At 53.8% G+C, this 21,082-nt stretch carries 19 protein-coding genes and 1 pseudogene; 11 read left to right on the top strand and 9 right to left on the bottom strand.

Annotation, left to right across the window (positions count from 1 at the left end; translation table 11 throughout):
• The first annotated feature begins 42 nt into the window (after positions 1-42).
• Positions 43-360, top strand: coding sequence for a heat shock protein HspQ (gene hspQ / locus M495_RS08250; protein ID WP_020826181.1), 318 nt, complete (start codon positions 43-45; stop codon positions 358-360).
• Positions 361-426: 66 nt separating this feature from the next.
• Here hspQ and M495_RS08245 read toward each other — a convergent pair whose 3' ends face one another.
• Positions 427-840, bottom strand: a complete 414-nt coding sequence (locus tag M495_RS08245; protein WP_020826180.1) for a CoA-binding protein — start codon at positions 838-840, stop codon at positions 427-429.
• Between the two features lie 260 nt (positions 841-1,100).
• Here M495_RS08245 and M495_RS08240 point away from each other — a divergent pair, with 260 nt between their 5' ends.
• Together M495_RS08240 and M495_RS08235 are read left to right on the top strand one after the other, a co-directional pair.
• Positions 1,101-1,772, top strand: a complete 672-nt coding sequence (locus M495_RS08240) for a DUF2057 family protein (protein ID WP_041415293.1) — start codon at positions 1,101-1,103, stop codon at positions 1,770-1,772.
• 120 nt (positions 1,773-1,892) lie between these two features.
• A complete protein-coding gene (locus M495_RS08235; protein ID WP_020826178.1) occupies positions 1,893-2,351 on the top strand; it encodes a methylglyoxal synthase in 459 nt (152 codons plus the stop codon).
• Between the two features lie 33 nt (positions 2,352-2,384).
• Here M495_RS08235 and helD read toward each other — a convergent pair whose 3' ends face one another.
• The gene (gene helD / locus M495_RS08230) at positions 2,385-4,439 is read right to left on the bottom strand and encodes a DNA helicase IV (protein ID WP_020826177.1); all 2,055 of its coding nucleotides are present in this window, start codon (positions 4,437-4,439) and stop codon (positions 2,385-2,387) included.
• Positions 4,440-4,605: 166 nt separating this feature from the next.
• On the opposite strand from helD, the gene M495_RS08225 reads away from it, so the two are divergent.
• Positions 4,606-5,058: a YccF domain-containing protein gene (locus tag M495_RS08225; RefSeq protein WP_020826176.1), complete on the top strand. Its 453-nt coding sequence runs from the start codon at positions 4,606-4,608 to the stop codon at positions 5,056-5,058.
• A 26-nt stretch (positions 5,059-5,084) separates the two neighbouring features.
• Positions 5,085-7,220: a YccS family putative transporter gene (gene yccS / locus M495_RS08220; protein WP_020826175.1), complete on the top strand. Its 2,136-nt coding sequence runs from the start codon at positions 5,085-5,087 to the stop codon at positions 7,218-7,220.
• Here the strand turns inward: yccS and M495_RS08215 are convergent, their stop codons facing one another.
• On the bottom strand, positions 7,221-7,880 hold the full coding sequence (locus tag M495_RS08215) for a TfoX/Sxy family DNA transformation protein (RefSeq protein WP_020826174.1): 660 nt from the start codon (positions 7,878-7,880) through the stop codon (positions 7,221-7,223).
• 232 nt (positions 7,881-8,112) lie between these two features.
• On the opposite strand from M495_RS08215, the gene sulA reads away from it, so the two are divergent.
• Positions 8,113-8,619, top strand: coding sequence for an SOS-induced cell division inhibitor SulA (gene sulA / locus M495_RS08210; RefSeq protein ID WP_020826173.1), 507 nt, complete (start codon positions 8,113-8,115; stop codon positions 8,617-8,619).
• 358 nt (positions 8,620-8,977) lie between these two features.
• Complete coding sequence (gene ompA / locus M495_RS08205) at positions 8,978-10,054, top strand: porin OmpA (RefSeq protein WP_020826172.1); 1,077 nt, start codon at positions 8,978-8,980, stop codon at positions 10,052-10,054.
• Positions 10,055-10,157: 103 nt separating this feature from the next.
• Here the strand turns inward: ompA and matP are convergent, their stop codons facing one another.
• Positions 10,158-10,616, bottom strand: a complete 459-nt coding sequence (gene matP / locus M495_RS08200; RefSeq protein WP_041415290.1) for a macrodomain Ter protein MatP — start codon at positions 10,614-10,616, stop codon at positions 10,158-10,160.
• A 209-nt stretch (positions 10,617-10,825) separates the two neighbouring features.
• Here matP and M495_RS08195 point away from each other — a divergent pair, with 209 nt between their 5' ends.
• The 4 genes and pseudogenes from M495_RS08195 to fabF all read left to right on the top strand — a co-directional run bounded on the left by M495_RS08195 (position 10,826) and on the right by fabF (position 15,092).
• Positions 10,826-12,577, top strand: a complete 1,752-nt coding sequence (locus M495_RS08195) for an AAA family ATPase (RefSeq protein ID WP_170868509.1) — start codon at positions 10,826-10,828, stop codon at positions 12,575-12,577.
• A 68-nt stretch (positions 12,578-12,645) separates the two neighbouring features.
• Complete coding sequence (fabA, locus tag M495_RS08190) at positions 12,646-13,164, top strand: bifunctional 3-hydroxydecanoyl-ACP dehydratase/trans-2-decenoyl-ACP isomerase (protein WP_012006178.1); 519 nt, start codon at positions 12,646-12,648, stop codon at positions 13,162-13,164.
• A gap of 130 nt (positions 13,165-13,294) precedes the next feature.
• Positions 13,295-13,825: pseudogene (locus tag M495_RS24890) on the top strand (winged helix-turn-helix transcriptional regulator); the annotation flags it as partial.
• A complete protein-coding gene (fabF, locus tag M495_RS08180; protein ID WP_020826168.1) occupies positions 13,818-15,092 on the top strand; it encodes a beta-ketoacyl-ACP synthase II in 1,275 nt (424 codons plus the stop codon). The pseudogene M495_RS24890 and the gene fabF, both read left to right, overlap by 8 nt.
• Positions 15,093-15,156: 64 nt before the next feature.
• Here the strand turns inward: fabF and rmf are convergent, their stop codons facing one another.
• The 5 genes from rmf to M495_RS08160 all read right to left on the bottom strand — a co-directional run bounded on the left by rmf (position 15,157) and on the right by M495_RS08160 (position 21,078).
• Positions 15,157-15,327, bottom strand: a complete 171-nt coding sequence (rmf, locus tag M495_RS24885; RefSeq protein ID WP_071827009.1) for a ribosome modulation factor — start codon at positions 15,325-15,327, stop codon at positions 15,157-15,159.
• Between the two features lie 271 nt (positions 15,328-15,598).
• Complete coding sequence (gene pqiC / locus M495_RS08175) at positions 15,599-16,156, bottom strand: membrane integrity-associated transporter subunit PqiC (protein WP_020826167.1); 558 nt, start codon at positions 16,154-16,156, stop codon at positions 15,599-15,601.
• On the bottom strand, positions 16,153-17,796 hold the full coding sequence (gene pqiB / locus M495_RS08170; protein WP_020826166.1) for an intermembrane transport protein PqiB: 1,644 nt from the start codon (positions 17,794-17,796) through the stop codon (positions 16,153-16,155). The genes pqiC and pqiB overlap by 4 nt, the downstream gene beginning before the upstream one ends.
• Entirely contained in the window at positions 17,783-19,099 is a 1,317-nt protein-coding gene (pqiA, locus tag M495_RS08165) for a membrane integrity-associated transporter subunit PqiA (RefSeq protein ID WP_020826165.1), read from the bottom strand. The genes pqiB and pqiA overlap by 14 nt, the downstream gene beginning before the upstream one ends.
• 74 nt (positions 19,100-19,173) lie before the next feature.
• Positions 19,174-21,078: an ABC transporter ATP-binding protein gene (locus tag M495_RS08160; protein ID WP_020826164.1), complete on the bottom strand. Its 1,905-nt coding sequence runs from the start codon at positions 21,076-21,078 to the stop codon at positions 19,174-19,176.
• Between the last annotated feature and the right edge of the window lie 4 nt (positions 21,079-21,082).

Genomic DNA, 21,082 nt, shown 5'->3' with positions numbered 1-21,082 from the left:
CCCTCATATAGAGAGCAAGGCACTGTTTCTCAGGAGGTCATCATGATTGCCAGCAAATTCGGTATCGGACAACAGGTTCGGCATAAGCTGCTGGGGTACTTGGGGGTGGTAATTGATATCGACCCTGAATACTCCATGGAACAGCCTAAAGCTGATGAAATAGCGGCGAATACCGATCTACGTTTCGCCCCTTGGTACCACGTGGTGATGGAGGACGAAGAAGGCCAACCGGTGCATACCTATCTGGCGGAAGCACAGCTGGACGGCGAAGCCCAGGATGCCCATCCTGAACAACCTTCACTGGACGAGTTGGCGGAATCTATCCGTCACCAGCTCCAAGCCCCTCGCCTGCGCAACTGATTAGCCAGGCCTGAGAAACACCCAATAAGGGCCTGGCATTTGCCAGGCCTTTTCTTTTACCGGCTTTCAGCGCTCCAGACCCAGGCGAGGAAGCTCGATTTTAGGGCAACGGTCCATTACCACCTTCAATCCTGCCTCACGTGCCAACGCCTCGGCCTGTTCATTAATAACGCCAATTTGCAGCCATAACGCTTTGGCACCAATCGCAATCGCCTCTTGCGCTACGCTATACGCCGCCTCTGAATTACGGAACACATCAACCATGTCCACCGGGTGCGGAATATCTTTCAGCGTGGCATAGGCCTGCTGGCCAAGCAACGTTTGCCCTGACAGCTTGGGGCTGACCGGCGTTACCTGATATCCCTGTGACAGCAGATAAGCCATGACACCAAAGCTGGGCCGGGACGGATTATCACTGGCACCCACCAGCGCAATGGTTTTCACCTGCTTGAGCAGGTCGGCAATCTCGTGGTCTTGCATCTTCAGCTCCAATCATCAACGGGCGATTTCCCTATTTCGAGTGTACCCTATCGGCTTTAAATCGGCTAAACGCAACCATGCGGAAACTCCCGGCCACTTTTGCGGTCTGATGCTGTCACTGCCAGCATATCCGGCTCAAATAAATGTCCAAATGAAAATAAGTGTGTACATTTGTAAATAAAACCGTAATGCTGAAAAACTTTGACACAATCTATGGCGTGTTCAACACTAATAGCGATGCCACTTATAAGGAGATAACCATGAAATTTGGTCTGATGGTTGCGGGGCTGCTCAGCATCAGTATCAGCATGCCTGCCGTGGCTACGACCCTGAAACTCTCCCCGGACATCGATCTGCTGGTGGTCGACGGCAAGAAAATGACAGGAGCGTTGTTAAAAGGTGCCGACAGCCTGGAGCTGGATGGCGGGCAACATCAGTTGCTGTTTAAAGTGGCCAAGTCTGTACGTTCAGGGCAGCACGAGCAAACTGCCTATACCTCCCCTCCGCTGATCGCGACCTTCAGTACGCAGAATGTCAGCTCCGTTGCCATTGAGCTGCCACGCATTGAAAATGTACGTGATGGCCAAAGATTCGATAAAACGCTCAACTATCAAGTGATTGATAAGAACGGTAACGCGCTGGCGATGAAACACGACGTGCTGCATGCCGATGGCGCCACGCTCAGCGTCGATTTGGAAAAAGTCATGGCGGACTACAACAGTCAAAACCGCCCGGCCTCGGTACCGGCTTTCACCCAGGTGCGCGCGGCCACGCCTTCCTCTCCGCTCGCCAGTGCCGCGCTGAACTCCCCCACGGTCACTTTGAAGGGTGAGAACGTTTCCGAACAGATGCTGCAATACTGGTTCCAGCAGGCGGACAAAGAAACGCAAAAGCGTTTCCTCCATTGGGCGAATAAACAGCCCGTGCGTTAAGATTACCGGCGCCTTTATTTAAAGGCGCGCTTTCTTCGCATTTTCAGGTGTAAACGCTAGGCAGTGAAAAACAGTTTCAGTAATCTGTCGCACATCCCCTGATTAGCGAAGGACATCGAGATGGAATTTACTACCCGCACTATCGCCGCGCGTAAACACATTGCGCTGGTGGCACACGATCACCGCAAACAAGCCCTGCTTGCCTGGGTTGAAGAAAACAAATCCGTCCTTGAGCATCATCAACTGTACGCCACCGGCACTACCGGTAACCTGATCCAGCGTGCCAGCGGCATTCCGGTGCAGAGCATGTTAAGCGGCCCGATGGGAGGCGATCAGCAGGTCGGCGCACTGATTGCCGAGGGCAAAATAGATATGCTGATCTTCTTCTGGGATCCCCTCAATGCGGTTCCCCACGATCCGGATGTGAAAGCCCTGCTGCGTCTGGCGACGGTATGGAACATTCCCGTCGCCACCAACCGCTCAACGGCGGATTTCCTGATCGATTCTTCGCTCTTCAAACGTGAAGTGGAAATTGCCATTCCTGATTATCAGCGCTATTTGCAGGATCGCCTGAAGTAACGCTCGCGGCCTGGTTTCCGCCAGGCCTTAATTTTAAGGCTTCTTCTGAGCAGGAACGCCGAGATCCTGCAGTTGTTCAACGAAGACCGACGGACGTTCACGATCCTGCAGTAACCAGACCTGATGCTTGGCGCGAGTCAGCGCTACATACAGCAGTCGCCGCTCTTCGGCATCCGGGAAATCTTCCGGCTGCGGCAACAAAACATCCTCCAATACCGACTCACGCGCGACCGCCGGAAAACCGTCGCTGCCTTGGTGCAAACCGGCGATGATCACGTACTCCGCCTGCTGCCCTTTACTGGCGTGAATGGTCATAAACTCGAGGGTCAGTTTTGGCCAACGGGTCGCCGCTTTTGCCAGCGCCTGCGGTTTCAAATGGTGATAGCGTGCCAGCACCAGAATTCGCTCATCCGGCTTGGCATAACCGCTCAGCTTGTCCAACAGATTTTCAAGCTGCTCATTCGGTAATAAAATCACCGATTTCTTATTACCCTTGCTCAGGCTGTTCAACGGTTTTTTCAGCTGATGCGGGTTCTGTTGCACAAAACGGTTCGCGATCTCGCCGATACGATCATTGAAACGGTAAGTGGTATCAAGCGCACACTGGGCACCTTCGCCAAAGTTCTCGGCAAAGGCGGTGGTCAACGTCAGCTCGGCCCCGCTGAAGCGGTAAATGGCCTGCCAGTCGTCACCTACCGCAAACAGGCAGGTTTGTTTATTTTGTTTACGCAACGCCGCCAGTAATTGCGCACGCTGGGGTGAAATGTCCTGAAACTCGTCCACCAGGATGTGTTTCCACGGGCTGACGAACCGACCTTTCTCCAAGATATTGACCGCCTGGTGGATCAGGCCTGAGAAGTCCACCGCCCCTTCCTCTTTCAACGCCCCTTTCCAGGCCTTGAGCAAAGGAGCCATTAAGCGAATGCGTTTTGAGAACAGGTCACGAATTTCTTCATCCGCCTGTTCGATCATTTCTGCCTGGCTACCGCCGTGCATGCGCATCAGGCCCAACCAGCGTTCGAGTCTGCCGGCCAACCGCTCCGCCAGGCGCTTGTCCTGCCAAAAATCGCCTTCGGGCACTTCCCATTCCAACTCTTCAATCAACCATTGGCGCCAGCCTTTAGCCTGGGCTTTTTTCTCTGCGCACTGCTGCTGCCAATGGGTAATCAGCAAAGCCCGGCGAGCCTTGCTGTCGGTTTCCAGCTTACTGATCGCCGGCACCTTGCGGTTGCCCTGTTGGATAATCTGTAGTGCCAGTGCATGGAAGGTTTTGGCCTGGATAGCCACGCCGCCCAGCCGTTCCTGAATGCGTTCGTTCATCTCTTCCGCCGCCTGGCGACCGAATGCCAGCAGCAGTATTTGCCCGGGTTCGGCCTCCTGACGACGCAATAGCCAACCCGCGCGCGCTACCAATACCGAGGTTTTTCCGCTGCCTGCTCCGGCCAATACCAATACCGAGTCTTCACCGTTAACTACGGCGCGACTTTGCGAGTCGTTCAGCGGTGAGCTTTCGATGTTCTGGAAGAAATCATGATGCGTCTCCAGCATCCGTTCGGTCCACTGCCGGTTACGCTGCTCCACGCTGTGCAACCCGTGCTGCAGCCATTGGCGGCAGAGTTGATAATCTTCCCGACAGTTGTCAAATTCCTCCAGCCGTGCAACCGGCATGGGCAAAGCACCGAAAGACTGGCGAATCTGTTGCTGCAACTTGCCCAGTTCGGATTTCTTGAACCACTTATCCTGTTGCTCAATTCGCTGAATATGTTCGACCTGTTGCTGCAAAACGCCGGCGCTGACCTCGCTCATCTCAGCGCTCCATTGCTGCCAGGCCTGCTGGAGGTAATGATAGAAACGCTGAGTTTCCTGCCATTCAGTCCCGTGCAGGCGTACCACTTTTTCATCCGGCAGCTCAAACTCCAGCTCGCCCCAGACGATGCCGCGCTTGCATCTGACCTGAATCAACTGATTGAAAGGAATAAGGTATTCATGCTTTTCACCGCTCACCTCGACCCCGGCGTGCAGCAACCGCACGCGGTTATAAGGATGCTGAGCCAGGTGTTTCCCCAGCGATGTCGCTTTAAGTTCCATATCTTCGCGCCATGACTATGTTGAGATTAAATAACGGATATCTGCCAGTTTACCTGCGATAAGCAGTGGCACTCTAGCGCTAAAAAAAGGGTAGAATAGATTTTGCGTTTTGATAGCAAACGCAACCGCATCGCGGTTTGGCCATCATTAGAGCAGAATGACGACTATGCGTACTGTACTGAATATTCTTAATTTTGTGTTGGGCGGTTTTGTCACTACCCTGGGCTGGCTGATCGCCACGGTATTTAGCGTGCTGTTGATCATCACCCTGCCACTGACTCGCTCCTGCTGGGAGATCACCAAGCTGTCGTTACTGCCGTTCGGTAATGAAGCTATTCACGTTAATGAGCTTTATCCGGAAAAAAGTAATGCGCTGCTTTCCGCCAGCGGCTCGCTGCTGAATATTGTCTGGCTGATCCTGTTCGGCTGGTGGCTCTGCCTGTCGCATATCGCCGCCGGTATTGTGCAGTGCGTAACTATTATTGGCATTCCGGTGGGCATTGCCAATTTCAAAATCGCCGCCATTGCCCTGTGGCCGGTTGGGCGTCGCGTGGTCTCAGTAGAAATGGCGCAACAGGCCAGAACTGAAAATGCCCGTCGTCAGTATCAGCAGCGTTAATTTTTTCTCCGCCCGAGGAGTTTTTTGTGCTCTCTTTTGCACCAGCAATACGCCGTTATGCCTACAACAGCAACCTGCTTTATGACCTGCGTATTTTTATTGCGCTGGCCGGCGCAGCCGCCGTCCCCTGGTGGCTCGGTATACCGAAACTCACCATTCCCCTGACTCTGGGGGTGGTGGCGGCGGCGTTGACCGATTTGGATGATCGCCTGACCGGCAGACTACGCAACTTGCTGATTACGCTGGTGTGTTTTTTTGTTGCCTCCGCCTCCATTGAACTGCTGTTTCCCTACCCCTGGCTGTTCGCGCTTGGCCTGACGACCTCCACCTGTGGCTTTATTCTGCTAGGTGCTCTGGGACAACGTTACGCCACCATTGCATTTGGTGCCTTGCTGATCGCGGTTTACACCATGCTCGGCACTTCGATGTATGACGCCTGGTATCAACAGCCTATGCTGCTGATCATTGGTGCCCTGTGGTACAACCTGTTGACGCTGATAGGTCATCTGATCTTCCCTATCCGTCCTCTACAGGAAAATCTGGCGCGTTGTTACGACCAGTTGGCGAATTATCTGGACGCCAAAGCCAATCTGTTTGATCCCGACGCCGAACAGGATGCAGACCTGCCCTGGATGGACGTTGCCATGGCCAACAGCACGCTGGTGACTATCCTCAACCAAACCAAAGCTTCATTGCTGACGCGGTTAAAAGGCGATCGCGGCCAACGAGGCACCCGCCGGACACTGCATTATTACTTCGTTGCGCAGGACATCCATGAACGCGCCAGCTCCGCGCACGTTCAATACCAGGCGCTAAGCCGACAATTCCGTCATAGCGATATCCTGTTCCGCTTTCAGCGCTTGCTCAGCATGCAGGCTCGCGCCTGCCAGCAGTTGGCCCAGTCAATTTTGATGCGGCAAAAGTATCAGCATAACATTCGCTTCGAACCTGCCTTTGCTCGCATTGATGAAGCTTTGGCTCGCGTTACCCTGACCCCGGAAAATCGCGAGTTGACCAAGGCGCTTTCGCACCTGTTGAAAAATTTGCGAGCGATTGACGCACAGCTGGCAAATATTGAATCCGAACAGGCATTGGCCAACGGCCAGGTGGAAGAGAACAGCCTGTCGGATGACCGGCTCACCGGCTGGAGCGATATTCGCTTGCGCATCAGCCGCCATCTGACGCCGCAATCGGCCTTGTTCCGCCATGCCATTCGCATGTCTGTGGTGCTGTGTATTGGTTATGCCTTTATTCAATTTACTGGGATGCAGCATGGTTATTGGATCCTGTTAACCAGCCTGTTTGTCTGCCAACCCAACTACAACGCCACTCGCCGCAGGCTGGCCTTGAGGATAATCGGCACACTGGCCGGTATTCTTGTCGGGCTGCCAATCCTCTATTTTGTGCCCTCGGTGGAAGGCCAACTGGTGCTGATTGTGATTAGCGGCGTTTTGTTTTTTGCTTTTCGCACCGTGCAGTACGCACATGCCACCATGTTTATCACCCTGCTGGTATTGCTGTGCTTTAACCTACTGGGCGAAGGTTTCGAAGTCGCCGCACCGCGCGTTTACGACACGCTGCTGGGTTGCGCCATCGCTTGGGCCGCAGTCAGCTTTATCTGGCCTGACTGGAAGTTCCGGCAATTACCCACGGTGGTCAGTAAGACGCTGAACGCCAACTGCCGTTATCTGGATGCCATTTTGGTGCAATACCATCAGGGAAAAGACAACGGCCTTGCGTATCGTATTGCTCGTCGGGATGCGCACAACAGTGATGCAGAGCTGGCATCGGTGATTTCCAATATGTCTGCCGATCCCAAAGCCAATAAAGACGTTCAGGATGCGGCCTTCCGTCTGCTGTGTTTGAACCACACCTTGTTAAGTTATATCTCGGCGTTGGGGGCACACCGTGAACGCCTGAATAACCCTGCAACCTTGGATCTGCTGAATGATGCTGTCTGTTATGTCGATGGCGCCCTGCACCAGGAGGAGCAGGACAACCGGCGCATCACTCAGGCATTAGAAAGCTTGGCAGAACGTATTCAACACGCAACGCCGGAGCCGGAAAGTAAAGATCAATTGGTACTGCAGCAGATTGGGTTGGTGATTGAACTCTTGCCGGAACTGACGATGCTTAATGCGCAAATAGGTGAATCGGTATAATCATTCGGGGCTATTTATCAGGCCCCTTATTTTTGGATTGTGACCGTGGCTCAGCAACATCATGGTACGCTCGAACCATTGCGTCAGTTCACTGCGCAATTGCGAAGGCAAGGCCGCATGATGGTAACCGGCAATGGCCCCACCCAATGATAGCAGCACCCGTAGCCCTAAATTCTTTTGCTGTTGCAACAGCCTCAGATAGCTGCGCTTAGCCCCATTGAGTCGTAAATCATAAACATTACGAATACCGGCTCGCCACAGCAGGCGCTCCATATTGATGTCGATATTCGGTAAGGTTTTTAATCGACTCTGATTGTCAGCTTTAACCTCAAGCTCCCGCCGAGCCTCCCGGATGGCTTGCCAGGCCAATCCTATCAGCTCCTCCCTGTCTCGCCACATGGCTTCATCCACCCAGTAATAGCGCATGGTAATTGGCACCCCGCGTTTGGAGTAGACCATATTGACCATGCCGCGCGAACGGAAGACAGATTCCAGCCCTTCCGTAGCGCGGAGATAAAGCTCTCCTTCGGCGATCACGGCAAACATGATGCCGTCAGCCAGTATGCCATAGCCTCCGAACTGTGAGCGTGTGGTGATACCGCCCAATGCGTAAAAACAGGCTTTGGCCTGTGCGATCCTTCCCGTTGATGTCCCTTTCATAACGTTCTCCTGGTGTAGGTTACCGTTCTATCATTTCCCGTATCAATGAAATAAAACTAACGCGAACAAGTAATTAGAAAAATACGCACTATCCGTGGTCATGCCAATCATAAAAGTTGATCGTATAAAAAATGATCGCGATTATGCGAGGTGCCACGAAGATTTGGGTTGATCTTAATGGCAACTGGATGTACTGTATAAACATACAGTGACACTACGGGCGGGATACTTTATGCGTACTCAATCACTCTACAAAACCCATTTCAGCCACACCTCTTTTGCGGTGAACAATGCTGCAGAAAACACAGATGCCGGCAACAAGAATGGCCTTATCAGTGAACTTGTTTACAACGAGCATCAGCCCGCAGTGGCGCAACTGTTGCTGCCTTTGCTGCAACAGTTGGGTATGCAATCTCGCTGGTTGTTATGGCTGACTCCACAGCAAAAGCTGAGCAAACGGTGGCTACAGCAGTCCGGCCTGCCGGTTGGAAAAGTGGTGCAGCTGAGCCAAATCAGTCCGCTGGACACGGTCGAAGCGATGGAAAAAGCGTTACTGACGGGAAATTACAGTGTCGTACTCGGCTGGTTACCCGATCTTACGGAAGAAGATCGTCTAAAATTAAGACGTGCGGCAGAATTAGGTAACGCTTATGGGTTCATTATGCGTCCTCAACGTGACATAAACCCGGTTCACGGACAGTGTTCCACCCTAAAAATTCACTCTTCTTTGTATCATTAAGTAAATTTAGGATTTTTCCCATCATTTTCATCGTTCCTCAAGGGAACCTTTATGGGATCAGGGGCAAAGCGAGTGCGGCTGCGGTTCCGCGGCCCAAAACGAACGTCAAAATGCTCGTTTTTTTGCCGGTTAATGTTAGTAAATATGTACGATTCCGCGTTTTTTTTTAGAGCTTTATCACATCACACTTGTAACTTTCGCGCCACGTTGTAGACTTTACATCGCCAAGGTTGCTCTATAACGCCAGATAAACTGGCCGAGTAACAAACGAGGGCTCAAACCTTGGCGAAGGAATTTAACCAAGGGCTTAAAACAGCTTTAAAGCTCATTGCCTATTTGGATGATAACGAGGCGCAAAATGAAAAAGACAGCTATCGCATTAGCAGTGGCACTGGCTGGTTTCGCTACCGTAGCGCAAGCCGCCCCAAAAGATAATACCTGGTACACCGGTGCTAAACTGGGCTGGTCCCAGTACCATGACACTGGTTTCTACGGCAACGGTTACCAGAATGGTATCGGCAATGGTCCGACCCATAAAGATCAACTGGGTGCTGGCGCGTTCCTGGGTTACCAGGCGAACCAATACCTGGGCTTCGAGCTGGGCTATGACTGGCTTGGCCGTATGCCTTACAAAGGCAGCGTGAACAACGGTGCTTTCAAAGCACAGGGCGTTCAACTGGCAGCTAAACTGAGCTACCCAATCATCGACGATCTGGACATCTACACTCGTCTGGGTGGTATGGTATGGCGTGCAGATTCCAAAGCTAACTACGGCAATGGCACTCGTCTGAGCGACCACGACACTGGCGTTTCTCCGCTGGCTGCAGTGGGTGTTGAGTACGCACTGACCAAAAACTGGGCTACTCGCCTGGACTACCAATTCGTTAGCAACATCGGTGATGCAGGTACTGTCGGCGCACGTCCAGACAACACCATGCTGAGCCTGGGTGTTTCTTACCGTTTCGGTCAGGATGATGTTGTTGCTCCAGCACCAGCTCCGGCTCCAGCCCCAGTTGTTGAAACCAAGCGTTTCACTCTGAAGTCTGACGTGCTGTTCAACTTCAACAAATCCACTCTGAAAGCAGAAGGCCAACAGGCTCTGGATCAGCTGTACACTCAGCTGAGCTCCATGGATCCTAAAGATGGTTCTGTTGTAGTTCTGGGTTACACCGACGCCGTTGGTTCTGACCAGTACAACCAGAAACTGTCTGAAAAACGCGCTCAAAGCGTTGTTGACTACCTGGTATCTAAAGGTATTCCTTCAGACAAAATCTCTGCACGTGGTATGGGCGAAGCTGATTCCGTCACTGGTAACACCTGTGGCTACAAAGCTGGCCGTGCTACCAAAGCACAGATCGATTGCCTGGCACCAGATCGTCGCGTAGAGATCGAAGTTAAAGGTATCAAAGACGTTGTAACTCAGCCACAAGGCTAAGCTACCACTCTTAGTAAAAAACCCCGCTATGCGGGGTTTTTTTTCGCTCAAAATCAGCGTAACTGGCTACGTGCCCCCTTTCAAGGAATCACGGAGCGGGGACTTACTGTTCGTCTTTACCGAGAATGGCTTTTAAATCCTGTTTCAGCGATGACATCTGACTGGCATACTTCTCTTTACGTTCCGCATCTTCAATCAACTGAACCACGGTTTCTGACAAAGTCACGCCACGGCGACGAGCCAGGCCAGCCAAACGCTGCCAAACCAAAAACTCCAGATCGATAGATTTTTTACGCGTATGTTGGTGTTCTGCGTTAAAATGACGTTTACGCCGTGCGCGGATCGTCTGCTTCATCCGGTTATCCAGTTCCGGATTCATATGGTGGCTAATCCACGTCAGCACTTTTACCGGCTCATTTTCCAGCTTCAGCAGCTCTTCAATGGCTTCCTGGGCAACGCTGTTTTCAATGTGGCGGGTAATAGCTTCCCCTTCCCGGTGCTTCTTCACCAGGTACTTCCATTTCCAACCGCTCTCCAGATTTTCCAGTTGCTGATATTTCATCATGAGCTCTTCAGTGACCGCGTAACTTTAATTAAGCATAACAGCTTTGCGCCGAATTTCCCCGGCAATTCCCCCGCTTTTAGACTGTTTTTTGCACAGTCATCGCGCGATGTCAAACTCCCTGACACCAACTACGACTCTGCATGTATCAAGCTGTCATTATTCTTGTATAATCGCCCTTTCCCTTTTTGACGATTGCATCTAACACTTTGACCAATAACCGACTTGAATGGCAATCACTGTTGCCGGACGTTACGCCTTATCAAGCGATATTTGATACCGCCGCGCAGTTGGCGCCCGTGTCCTTTGCTTCCATTCAGCCTCGGCTGGAAAATGCACTGACGCTGTTTTGCCATCCACAGTCGCCACCGCGTTTCATGCTGTTGAAAGCGCAGGAAACGCGTGAGTATCTGGCATTGATAGCCCAGGCAGTTGAGCAACTGCAACCGCAGAATACCGCGTTTAAGGGCAGTCACTATGTGATCCAGGGCAGCAAAGTCAGCGTTGAACCCGCAAGCCAGGGTGATGAAGCCTTTGCGGCCGGTGGCGCCTGTGTGTTTCAGGAGTGGATTGAGCCGGAGCAGCTGTTTGGCTGCGTCAGGATCCACAACAATGAAATCAGCTTGCAACCTGGCCTGGTGCATAAAGCCAACGGTGGCGTGCTGATCCTGTCGGCACGTTCCCTGCTGGCTCAGCCGTTACTGTGGCTGCGGTTGAAGCAAATGATCACCCAGCGCCAATTCCATTGGGTTTCCCCGGATGAAACGCGACCGCTGCCGATTGCCATTCCCCCGATGCCGTTGGAATTACGGCTAATCGTTGTGGGCGATCGCCACGGTCTGGCCGATTTCCATGATATCGAGCCGGAGCTGAGCGAGCAGGCGGTCTACGGCGAATACGAAGAAGATCTGCAACTCACCGAAATCGATGACATGGTGCAATGGTGTGGCTACGTCAATGCCCTTATCGACGAGAAGCAGTTACCACCGCTGGCCGCCGATGCCTGGTATCCGTTAATGGTTCAAGCCGTGCGTCACAGCGGCGATCAGGGCAATCTGCCGCTCTCCCCTCTGTGGATCAGCCAACAACTTTCTGAAGCGGCGCTGTATGCCGAGGAAGAGAGCATCACCGCCAAAGCATTCGAAGCCGCACTGAATGCCCGCGAGTGGCGTGAAAGCTACCTCGCAGAGCGGATGCAGGATGAAATTGAGCTAGGCCAAATCCTGATTGAAACCGAAGGTGAAGTCGTCGGCCAGATCAACGGCCTGTCGGTGTTGGAATATCCTGGCCACCCACGCAGCTTTGGCGAACCATCTCGCATCAGCTGTGTGGTGCATCTTGGCGATGGCGAATTTACCGACGTCGAGCGCAAAGCCGAACTTGGCGGTAATCTGCATGCCAAAGGCATGATGATTATGCAGGCGTTCCTGATTTCCGAACTGGAACTGGACCAGCCGCTGCCCTTCTCGGCTTCAATCGTGTTTGAGCAATCTTACGGCGAAGTGGATGGCGACAGCGCCTCACTGGCCGAGTTATGTGCGCTTATCAGTGCACTCTCGTCGCAGCCAATTACCCAGCAAATTGCGGTAACCGGCTCCGTCGACCAATTCGGCAATGTACAGCCTATTGGCGGCGTCAACGAGAAGATCGAAGGCTTTTTCGAAGTTTGCCAACGTCGCGGTTTGACAGGCAAACAGGGCATCATCATGCCCGCTACCAACGTGCGCCACCTGTGTCTACGCCAGGACGTAGTCGATGCGGTGCGCGAGGGGCAATTCCATCTGTGGGCCGTCGACAGCGCCGCAGAGGCCTTGCCATTACTCACCGGTTATCCTTACTCTGATGAACAGCAACCTAATCTGTTGGCTGCGATTCAGGAACGGATTGCACAGGTGAATCCGCAGGAACGCCGGCGCTGGCCGTGGCCACTTCGTTGGCTCAACTGGTTCAACCACGGCTGATCGGACTTGTTCAGCGTACACGTGTAAGCTAATCTGCGCCCTTCATTAAAATAAGGTTTACTGAGAACATGGTAGAAAAACGCGACTCCTATACGAAAGAAGACCTCGAAGCATCCGGCCGTGGCGAGCTGTTTGGCGCCGGCGGCCCGCCGTTGCCGGCAGGTAACATGTTGATGATGGACCGCGTGGTCAAGATGACCGAAGACGGTGGTACCCACAACAAAGGCTATGTGGAAGCGGAACTGGATATCAATCCTGACCTGTGGTTCTTCGGTTGCCACTTTATCGGCGATCCAGTGATGCCAGGCTGCCTGGGTCTGGATGCCATGTGGCAGTTGGTAGGCTTCTACCTCGGCTGGCTGGGTGGCGAAGGCAAAGGTCGTGCGCTGGGCGTGGGTGAAGTTAAATTCACCGGCCAGGTATTGCCGACTGCGAAGAAAGTCACCTACCGCATCAACTTCAAACGCGTGATCATCCGTAAGCTGATTATGGGTGTGGCTGATGGTGAAGTTCTGGTCGACGGCCAGGTGATTTACACCGCCAGCGATCTTAAAGTGGGCCTGTTCAAGGACACTGCTGCGTTCTAATCGCAGTCACGGCGGCCCTTCCCGGTCGCCGTTTTATTTCCCCGCCATTATCGTGCCCTGTGCTTTTAAACCCCAGGTTCATGGCGGCTAAATAGTAACTACAATTATTGTAGTTACTTGGAGGTAATCCATGCAGAAAACCCGTTTTGACAACATGCCATGCCCAGTAGCCCGCTCACTGGACCGCGTGGGAGAATGGTGGAGTATCCTGATTCTTCGCGATGCGTTCCATGGCCTATCGCGGTTTGATGAATTCCAGCAAAGCCTGGGGCTTTCGCCCACCATATTGACCCGACGCCTGAGATACCTGGTGGAAAGCGGTATCCTGCATAAGCAGCGATATCAAACCCGGCCGATACGGTATGAGTATCTGCTCACCGAACGCGGCAAGGATTTCTTCCCAGTGCTCGCGGCCCTGTTCCATTGGGGAAATACCCATCTGGCTGATGACGGCATTAGCGCGGAACTGGTCGACCGCCGTACCGGGCAGCCAATACGCGTAGAACTGATCGACAGCATTACCCGGCAGCCTATCGCGCTGCATAATATTACCTTAGCGCCAGGGCCGGCAGCGACCGACGGTATGCGCCAACGCGCGGCCCTGATGCAGCAGAACCTTTCTGCATTCCCCCCGAATCATCCAAGGAGTCACTATGAACAGTCGTCGTATAGTCATTACCGGCATGGGCGCCGTTTCGCCACTGGGATGCGGCGTAGAGGCTATCTGGCAGCGTCTGCTGAATGGCCAGTCCGGTATTCGTCCGCTCCCGGAAGAGATCGTTGCCGACCTGCAGGTTAAAATCGGCGGGCAGGTGCCTTCACTGGAGCAGGACGCCGAGGCAGGTTTTGACCCCGACAGCTCCGTACCGCCAAAAGACCAAAAGAAAATGGACCGCTTTATTCTGCTGGCGATGGCGGCGGCCGATGAGGCCATTCGTCAGGCAGGCTGGACAGCGGATACGGAAGATAAGCAGGAGCGCACCGCAACCGTGATTGCCTCCGGTATCGGTGGCTTTCCGGCGATTGCTCACGCAGTGCGCACCACCGACAGCCGGGGAGCCAAACGCCTTTCGCCATTTACCATTCCTTCGTTCCTGGTCAATCTGGCGGCCGGTCATGTGTCGATTAAGCACCAGTTCAAGGGCCCGATCGGCGCCCCCGTTACCGCTTGTGCAGCAGGCGTCCAGGCTATTGGTGATGCGGTACGCATGATTCGTAACGATGAGGCCGATATCGCGCTGTGTGGCGGTACAGAAGCCGCAATCGACACCGTCAGCCTCGGGGGCTTTGCCGCAGCGCGCGCCATGTCCACGACGTCACCTGAAGAGGCAGAAAAAGCCTCCCGGCCATTCGACAGTGCCCGCAACGGTTTTGTCATGGGGGAAGGTGCCGGCATGTTGGTTATTGAAACGCTGGAACATGCGCTGGCGCGTGGTGCCACACCACTGGCAGAAATTGTCGGCTACGGTACCAGTGCCGATGCCTACCACATGACCTCCGGTGCTGAAGACGGTGACGGCGCCTATCGCGCAATGAAAATTGCGCTGAAACAGGCCGGTGTCGCACCGGAGCAAATTCAGCACCTGAATGCCCACGCGACCTCAACACCCGTCGGTGATTTGGGTGAGATCAACGCCATTAAACACCTGTTCGGTACTGGGGGCAGCGTAGCCATCACTTCGACCAAATCCGCTACGGGACATTTACTCGGGGCTGCTGGCGGGCTGGAAACCATATTTACGGCGCTGGCATTGCGCGATCAGATCGCACCAGCCACGCTGAATCTGGATAATCCGGATCCGGCGGCCGAGGGGTTGCATTTGGTGGCCAATAAAGCGCAACCAATGACCATCAACTACGCGCTGTCGAACGGCTTTGGCTTTGGCGGCGTGAATGCGAGTATCTTGCTGAAACGCTGGCAGGAATAAGACTGTTTAAACAAAAACCTCCGCCCGGAGCGGAGGTTATTCCTTTTTTTTGACAGAGAGCCGCTTAAGCGGTCACAGCCCTGTCTTCCATGGCTTCTCGCCAACCTCCCAGCCATTGAGACCGGGCGTCCACAGATGATTGGTAGGGACAATATTCCCTAGAACGCCCTAAGATACCTGCCTGATAACCTCGTGAATGCGCCCTTTCCAGACGATCGCGTTTCTGTCTCTTCATGCCTCGTTTCCCTCATATTTGGTCTGGTGGAAAGAAAACAATGGCTGCTTTTTGTGCAGCCACGTATAAGCAATAGCGCTAAATGAAGGGAAGATCAATGCGCAAAATTCACGCCAATGTCATATTTGTGAGCTACACACGCAGAATTGGCTAAGTGGCTGATATGCCGAGGAAGAGGTTAACTGATTGAAATAAAATAAAAATCCCTCCCGACGAAAAGTTTTAATATTTTTCATCGGAAGGGATTAGACCTTTTTAGTCCAAATTATGACTAAAAACGACCGGCCTGCGAGGCGATGGACTGCGCCTCTTGCTGCCAGCCTTGCGCCAGGGTACGGACTAACGCATCGTAACCATCCTCGCCCTGTTTCAGCTCCAGGCTGAATGGCCGTTTGGTCAGCTTGCCTTGATGACTCAGCACCCATTCGCCACGAATAATCGCCTTGCCATCAAAACGACCATGGAAACCGCTGACCGTCACGTTCAACACATCCTGATCGCTGCTCATCGGCTGGGAGGAGACCACCCAGCCCGGCAATGCGCTGCTCAGGTTAGTGACCAGCGTTTGCTGCAGCTGCTGGTCGAGCGGGCTGGCCCACAGGTTATTCTGAGCAATAACGTACTGCACATCATTGGTTTGATAAACCACGCCGTTCTGCGCCAGATAATCCGCCACGGTGACGTGTTCCAACCACAGTTGGCGAGAAGTCTCACCGCCGCTCACCTGTGTCGGCACACCCAGCGCCGGCAGTTGGTAGTAGGTTTTCTGTGGTGTGCTGCTACAGGCGCTGAGTACCAGCGCCAGGGCTACAGGAATCCATTTCATCATTTATTGGCCTTCTTCGGCTGAGGATCGTTACTGCCCGCGGCTTCAAATACCAGCGCGTTGCTCTTTTCATTCAGGGTGCGCAGCACTGGCTGCAACTCACGCAGCACCTGATCGAGACGTTGCATATCGCCGACCATCTTGTTGTAGGCCGGTGAACCTGGCTGGAAGCCTTTCATGCTGCGATTCAGCTCCTGCAGCGTTTTTTGCATATCCTGCGGCAGTGCCTTCATCTCTTTACTGGCGATGATGTCGTTCAACGATTTCATGGTCTGTTGCGTCGACTTCATGGTTTTCTGACTTTCCGCCAGGGTCTTGGTCGCTTCGTTGATCATCGGATTCAATGGCATCGCGTTGATCTTATCCAAGGTCTGCATCAGTTTCTGTTGGATCTGCGCCAAACCGCCGCTGGTGGTCGGCATCAACGGATAACCAAACAGCTCACGCGGCCCTTTCCACGGTTTCTCCTGCGGATAGAAATCCAGATCGATATACAGTGAACCGGTTAACAGGTTGGCAGATTTCAGCGCAGCACGCATACCGCGAGATTCAGCATCTTTCAGATGGCCTTCAATATCGAAATTGCCGCCCAACTGTTTTTGGAAACGATCGGGTTCGATGCGGATCAGCACCGGGATCCGGTAGTCGTTATCCAGACGCTGCATCATACCTTCTTTATAGAATGGTACTTGCGCCACGGTCCCCAAACGGATACCGCGGAACTCAACTGGCGCACCCGGCTGCAGGCCACGGATCGAGTCGGAGAAGAACATCAGGTAATCTTTGTGTACGGTGTACAACGAATCCTGGATGCTGCGTTGGTTATCGAACAGCTGATATTCGGTTTTCTCTTTTACCTGCTCACCGCGATCCCAACCGTCCGGCACGTCAAAGCTGACGCCACCGCTGAACAGCGTAGCCAGGGATCCCATTTCTACCCGCATCCCCTGCGCGGACATGTCGAAGGCCACGCCGCTGTCTTTCCAGAAGCGAACGTTGCTGGTCACCAGTTGGTCGTAAGGAGCGGAGACGAACAGCTGATAGCGCATGGCGCGCATTTTCGGATCAAAATAGCTGGTCTCTACCGAGCCAACGCGGTAGCCACGGAACAATACCGGATCGCCGGCATTCAACTGACCCGATTTCTCACTGTCCAGTATGATGCGCAAACCTTTGGCGTCCGGAGAAGCCAACGGTGGTGCATCCAGCAGTTGGTAATCGTTTTTCTCTTTACCTTTTTTGCCCGGCTGCAGCTCGATGTAAGCCCCAGACAGCAACGTACCCAGACCGGAAATGCCTTCACGGCCAATCTGCGGTTTCACCACCCAGAAGGCGGTATCCTCGCGCAGCAATTTCTCCATGCCGGAGTTTAACCGAGCCTGCACCACCACCTTGCTCAGGTCATCGCTCAGGGTCACGGTTTCCACTACACCGACGTCAACGCTACGGCTGGTGATTTTGGTTTTACCCGCCTCCAGCCCTTCAGCGGTTGTGGTGACCAGCGTCACCTGAGGCCCCTGGTGGCTAAAATGGTAAAACAGGATCCAGGCGCCGATCAGCGCAGTGACGATGGGGATAATCCACACCGGCGACCAGCGCTTGATCTTTTCAACGTCCGCGACGCTATGATTATTTTCCGTCACCTTGCGGCTCCTTTTTTATTGTTTCATTTACGCGATCCCAGGTCAGCCGGGGGTCAAACGTCATGGCAGCAAACATAGTGAGGATCACCACCATGGCGAACAGCAGTGCGCCAGTAGCAGGATAAATACTCATCAATTGTCCCATCCGTACCAATGCCGAAAGCACGGCAATCACAAACACGTCGATCATTGACCAGCGGCCAACGAATTCAACCACTTCATAAATCAGGTGCATCCGTTCGCTATCAGCCCGGGGTTTATGCCTGCCGTTAGCATCCCAGCACAACCAGCCAATCGCCAACATTTTCAACGACGGCACCATGATGCTGGCGATGAAGATCACCATCGCCACCGGATAAGATCCCTCGCCCCACAGCAGGATCACCCCGGCCATGATGGTAGAGGTGATTTTGTTGCCCAGGGCTTCGGTAACCATAATAGGCAGCAGATTAGCCGGAATATACAGCATGATAGAGGTGACAAGCAGTGCCAATGTCCATTGCAAACTGTGGCGACGACGGACATAACCTTTGGTGTGGCAACGCGGGCAACGGGTCATCTCGGCCGGCAGAATCGCCGTACAGCATTGGCAAGAGCGCAGGCCCTGGCGCAACCCGATGTGCCCAACCTGCATTGGACGATCCAGCCGCGGTGCAGGTTCAATGTCATTCCATAACCAGCGGCGATCGACACATTGGAAGGCACGCACCTGCAGCAGGCAGAACAGGCAATAAGGCACAAAGCTGCTGCCGATGCCGATATCGCCATAGGCCATCAGCTTGACGAAGCTGACCAACACCCCTGCGAGGAAAATCTCCACCATGCACCAGGTTTTAAACTGGAACAGCATCTTGGCCATCCACTCTTTCAGGCCAAGGGGGATACGCACTCGGGCACACAGCACAATGATCGCCACCATGCAGAATGCAGGGATCAACTGTACGAACACCATAAACAACGTGGCCATGCTGGCGTAGTCTTCCGCCACCATCACCTGCGGGATCTGGATCAGTTTGATTTCGTTACCGAGGCCGGCAACGCGCATATTGATAAACGGGAAAATATTCGCCAGCAGCAGCATGAACAATGCGCTGAGGGCATAGCCAATTGGCCGCTTGCGCGGTTCCTGCCAGCGGGAGCTGAGGGTCGTTTTACAACGCGGGCATACCGCTTTTGAACCATATGCCAGCGGCGGCAACGCCACCAACATGTCGCATTGTGGACACAGCATCAGATTGTCCTGTTGCTGTTTTGCGTGTGTTGCGTGACTGTGCTGCTCGTGATTCTCGTGGGAACACACCATAATCCTCCTTAACAACGTCGCTCACCGGTACGGCAATACCGTCCGCAGCAGCGCGCGGACGGTATTCTCAACGGTTAGCCGTTTTTCATCGCTTCCAACTCTTCCCAACGGGCGAAGGCTTCTTCCAACGCCCCTTCGGCGGCGGCCAGCGCCGTCAACACCTGTTGTGTTTCGCTGTGAGGGCGCGTGAAGAAATCAGCATCGCTCATTTGCGCCTGCAGTGCTTCAATTTCCGCTTCCAGCTGTTCAAGGCGTTGCGGCAACTGTTCCAGTTCGCGTAACAAGTTATAGCTCAGTTTAACCGCCGGTTTCTTGGGCTGTTCAGCCTTTTTCTCCGCCGCCGGTTTATTCTGTTCAGCCGCGACCTGACGAATAGGTTTTGCCGTTGCGCGCTGATGGTGTGCATCGTAATAACCGCCGACAAAGGTGCTGATCTCGCCGTTGCCTTCAAAGATCCAGCACTCGGTCACGGAGTTGTCGACGAATTGACGATCGTGGCTCACCAGCAGCACGGTGCCCTGATAGCCATCGATCAACTCTTCCAGCAGCTCCAGCGTTTCGACGTCAAGATCGTTGGTTGGTTCATCGAGAATCAATAAGTTGCTTGGCTTCAGGAACAGCTTGGCCAGCAACAGACGGTTACGCTCGCCGCCTGACAATGCTTTCACCGGCGTCATGGCGCGTTTCGGGTGGAACAGGAAGTCCTGCAGATAACCCAGTACGTGGCGGGAACGGCCATTGACCATCACCTCCTGCTTGCCTTCTGCCAGGTTGTCCATCACCGTACGTTCCGGATCCAGTTCGGCGCGGTGCTGGTCGAAGTAGGCCACTTCAAGCTTGGTGCCGCAGTGTACGCGACCGCTGTCGGCCTTCAACTGGCCAAGCATCAGCTTCAGCAAGGTCGTCTTGCCGCAGCCGTTCGGACCGACCAGGGCAATCTTGTCGCCGCGCTGTACCTGAGCGGAGAAATTGCGCACCAGCACTTTGCCGCCGACCTGATAGTTGACGTCTTCCATCTCGAACACGATCTTGCCGGAGCGTACCGCTTCTTCAACCTGCATTTTGGCGGTGCCCATCACTTCACGACGTTCTGAACGCTCGTTACGTAACGCCTTCAGCGCACGTACGCGGCCTTCGTTACGGGTACGACGCGCCTTGATGCCCTGACGGATCCACACTTCTTCCTGCGCCAGCTTGCGGTCGAATTCGGCGTTTTGCAGCTCTTCTACCCGCAGCGCTTCTTCTTTGCTCAGCAGATACAGATCATAATTGCCCGGCCAGGACACCAGCTTGCCACGGTCGAGATCGACAATGCGCGTAGCCATGTTGCGGATAAAGGAACGGTCGTGGGAAATGAACACGATGCTGCCCTGGAACTCTTTCAGGAAGCCTTCCAGCCAGTCGATGGTGGTAATGTCCAGGTGGTTGGTCGGTTCGTCCAGCAGCAATACGCGTGGAGAGCTGACCAGCGCGCGCCCCAGCGCCGCTTTACGCAGCCAACCGCCGGAAAGCGAGGAAAGCTCCGCGTCCCCGTTCAGGCCCAGCTGCAACAGCACTTCGCTGATGCGGCTGTCGAGCTGCCAAAGCCCCTGGTGATCGAGGATCTCCATAATCTGCGCCATACGCGTCAGGTTTTTTTCGCTCGGATCGGTTTCCACCAGGTGCGAAATCGCGTGATAGGCCTTCAGGTGTTCCGCCTGTTCGGCCACGCCTTCGGCCACGAAATCGAATACTGTCCCGCCGATATTGCGCGGGGGATCCTGTTGCAGACGCGCAACGATCAGATCTTGCTCGTAAATCACCCGGCCATCGTCCAGCGGAATTTCTTTACCGAGGATCTTCAACAGCGTGGATTTACCGGCGCCATTACGCCCAACCAGACAAACGCGTTCGTTGTCTTCAATATGAATTTCGGTGTTATCTAAAAGCGGCGCATCGCTGAAGGACAGCCAGGCACCGGACATGCTGATTAACGACATAGTA

Source organism: Serratia liquefaciens ATCC 27592 (assembly GCF_000422085.1).
GTDB classification, from domain to species: domain Bacteria; phylum Pseudomonadota; class Gammaproteobacteria; order Enterobacterales; family Enterobacteriaceae; genus Serratia; species Serratia liquefaciens.
Note: the sequence above shows the minus strand (reverse complement) of the source record. Positions and strands in the feature narration are given on the sequence as shown.

Bases quoted from the DNA above. Each gene is read 5' to 3' on its own strand.
- hspQ (WP_020826181.1), top strand. From the start codon at position 43: ATGATTGCCAGCAAATTCGGTATCGGACAACAGGTTCGGCATAAGCTG.
- M495_RS08245 (WP_020826180.1), bottom strand. From the start codon at position 840: ATGCAAGACCACGAGATTGCCGACCTGCTCAAGCAGGTGAAAACCATT.
- M495_RS08240 (WP_041415293.1), top strand. From the start codon at position 1,101: ATGAAATTTGGTCTGATGGTTGCGGGGCTGCTCAGCATCAGTATCAGC.
- M495_RS08235 (WP_020826178.1), top strand. From the start codon at position 1,893: ATGGAATTTACTACCCGCACTATCGCCGCGCGTAAACACATTGCGCTG.
- helD (WP_020826177.1), bottom strand. From the start codon at position 4,439: ATGGAACTTAAAGCGACATCGCTGGGGAAACACCTGGCTCAGCATCCT.
- M495_RS08225 (WP_020826176.1), top strand. From the start codon at position 4,606: ATGCGTACTGTACTGAATATTCTTAATTTTGTGTTGGGCGGTTTTGTC.
- M495_RS08215 (WP_020826174.1), bottom strand. From the start codon at position 7,880: ATGAAAGGGACATCAACGGGAAGGATCGCACAGGCCAAAGCCTGTTTT.
- sulA (WP_020826173.1), top strand. From the start codon at position 8,113: ATGCGTACTCAATCACTCTACAAAACCCATTTCAGCCACACCTCTTTT.
- ompA (WP_020826172.1), top strand. From the start codon at position 8,978: ATGAAAAAGACAGCTATCGCATTAGCAGTGGCACTGGCTGGTTTCGCT.
- matP (WP_041415290.1), bottom strand. From the start codon at position 10,616: ATGAAATATCAGCAACTGGAAAATCTGGAGAGCGGTTGGAAATGGAAG.
- fabA (WP_012006178.1), top strand. From the start codon at position 12,646: ATGGTAGAAAAACGCGACTCCTATACGAAAGAAGACCTCGAAGCATCC.
- fabF (WP_020826168.1), top strand. From the start codon at position 13,818: ATGAACAGTCGTCGTATAGTCATTACCGGCATGGGCGCCGTTTCGCCA.
- rmf (WP_071827009.1), bottom strand. From the start codon at position 15,327: ATGAAGAGACAGAAACGCGATCGTCTGGAAAGGGCGCATTCACGAGGT.
- pqiC (WP_020826167.1), bottom strand. From the start codon at position 16,156: ATGATGAAATGGATTCCTGTAGCCCTGGCGCTGGTACTCAGCGCCTGT.
- pqiA (WP_020826165.1), bottom strand. From the start codon at position 19,099: ATGGTGTGTTCCCACGAGAATCACGAGCAGCACAGTCACGCAACACAC.
- M495_RS08160 (WP_020826164.1), bottom strand. From the start codon at position 21,078: ATGTCGTTAATCAGCATGTCCGGTGCCTGGCTGTCCTTCAGCGATGCG.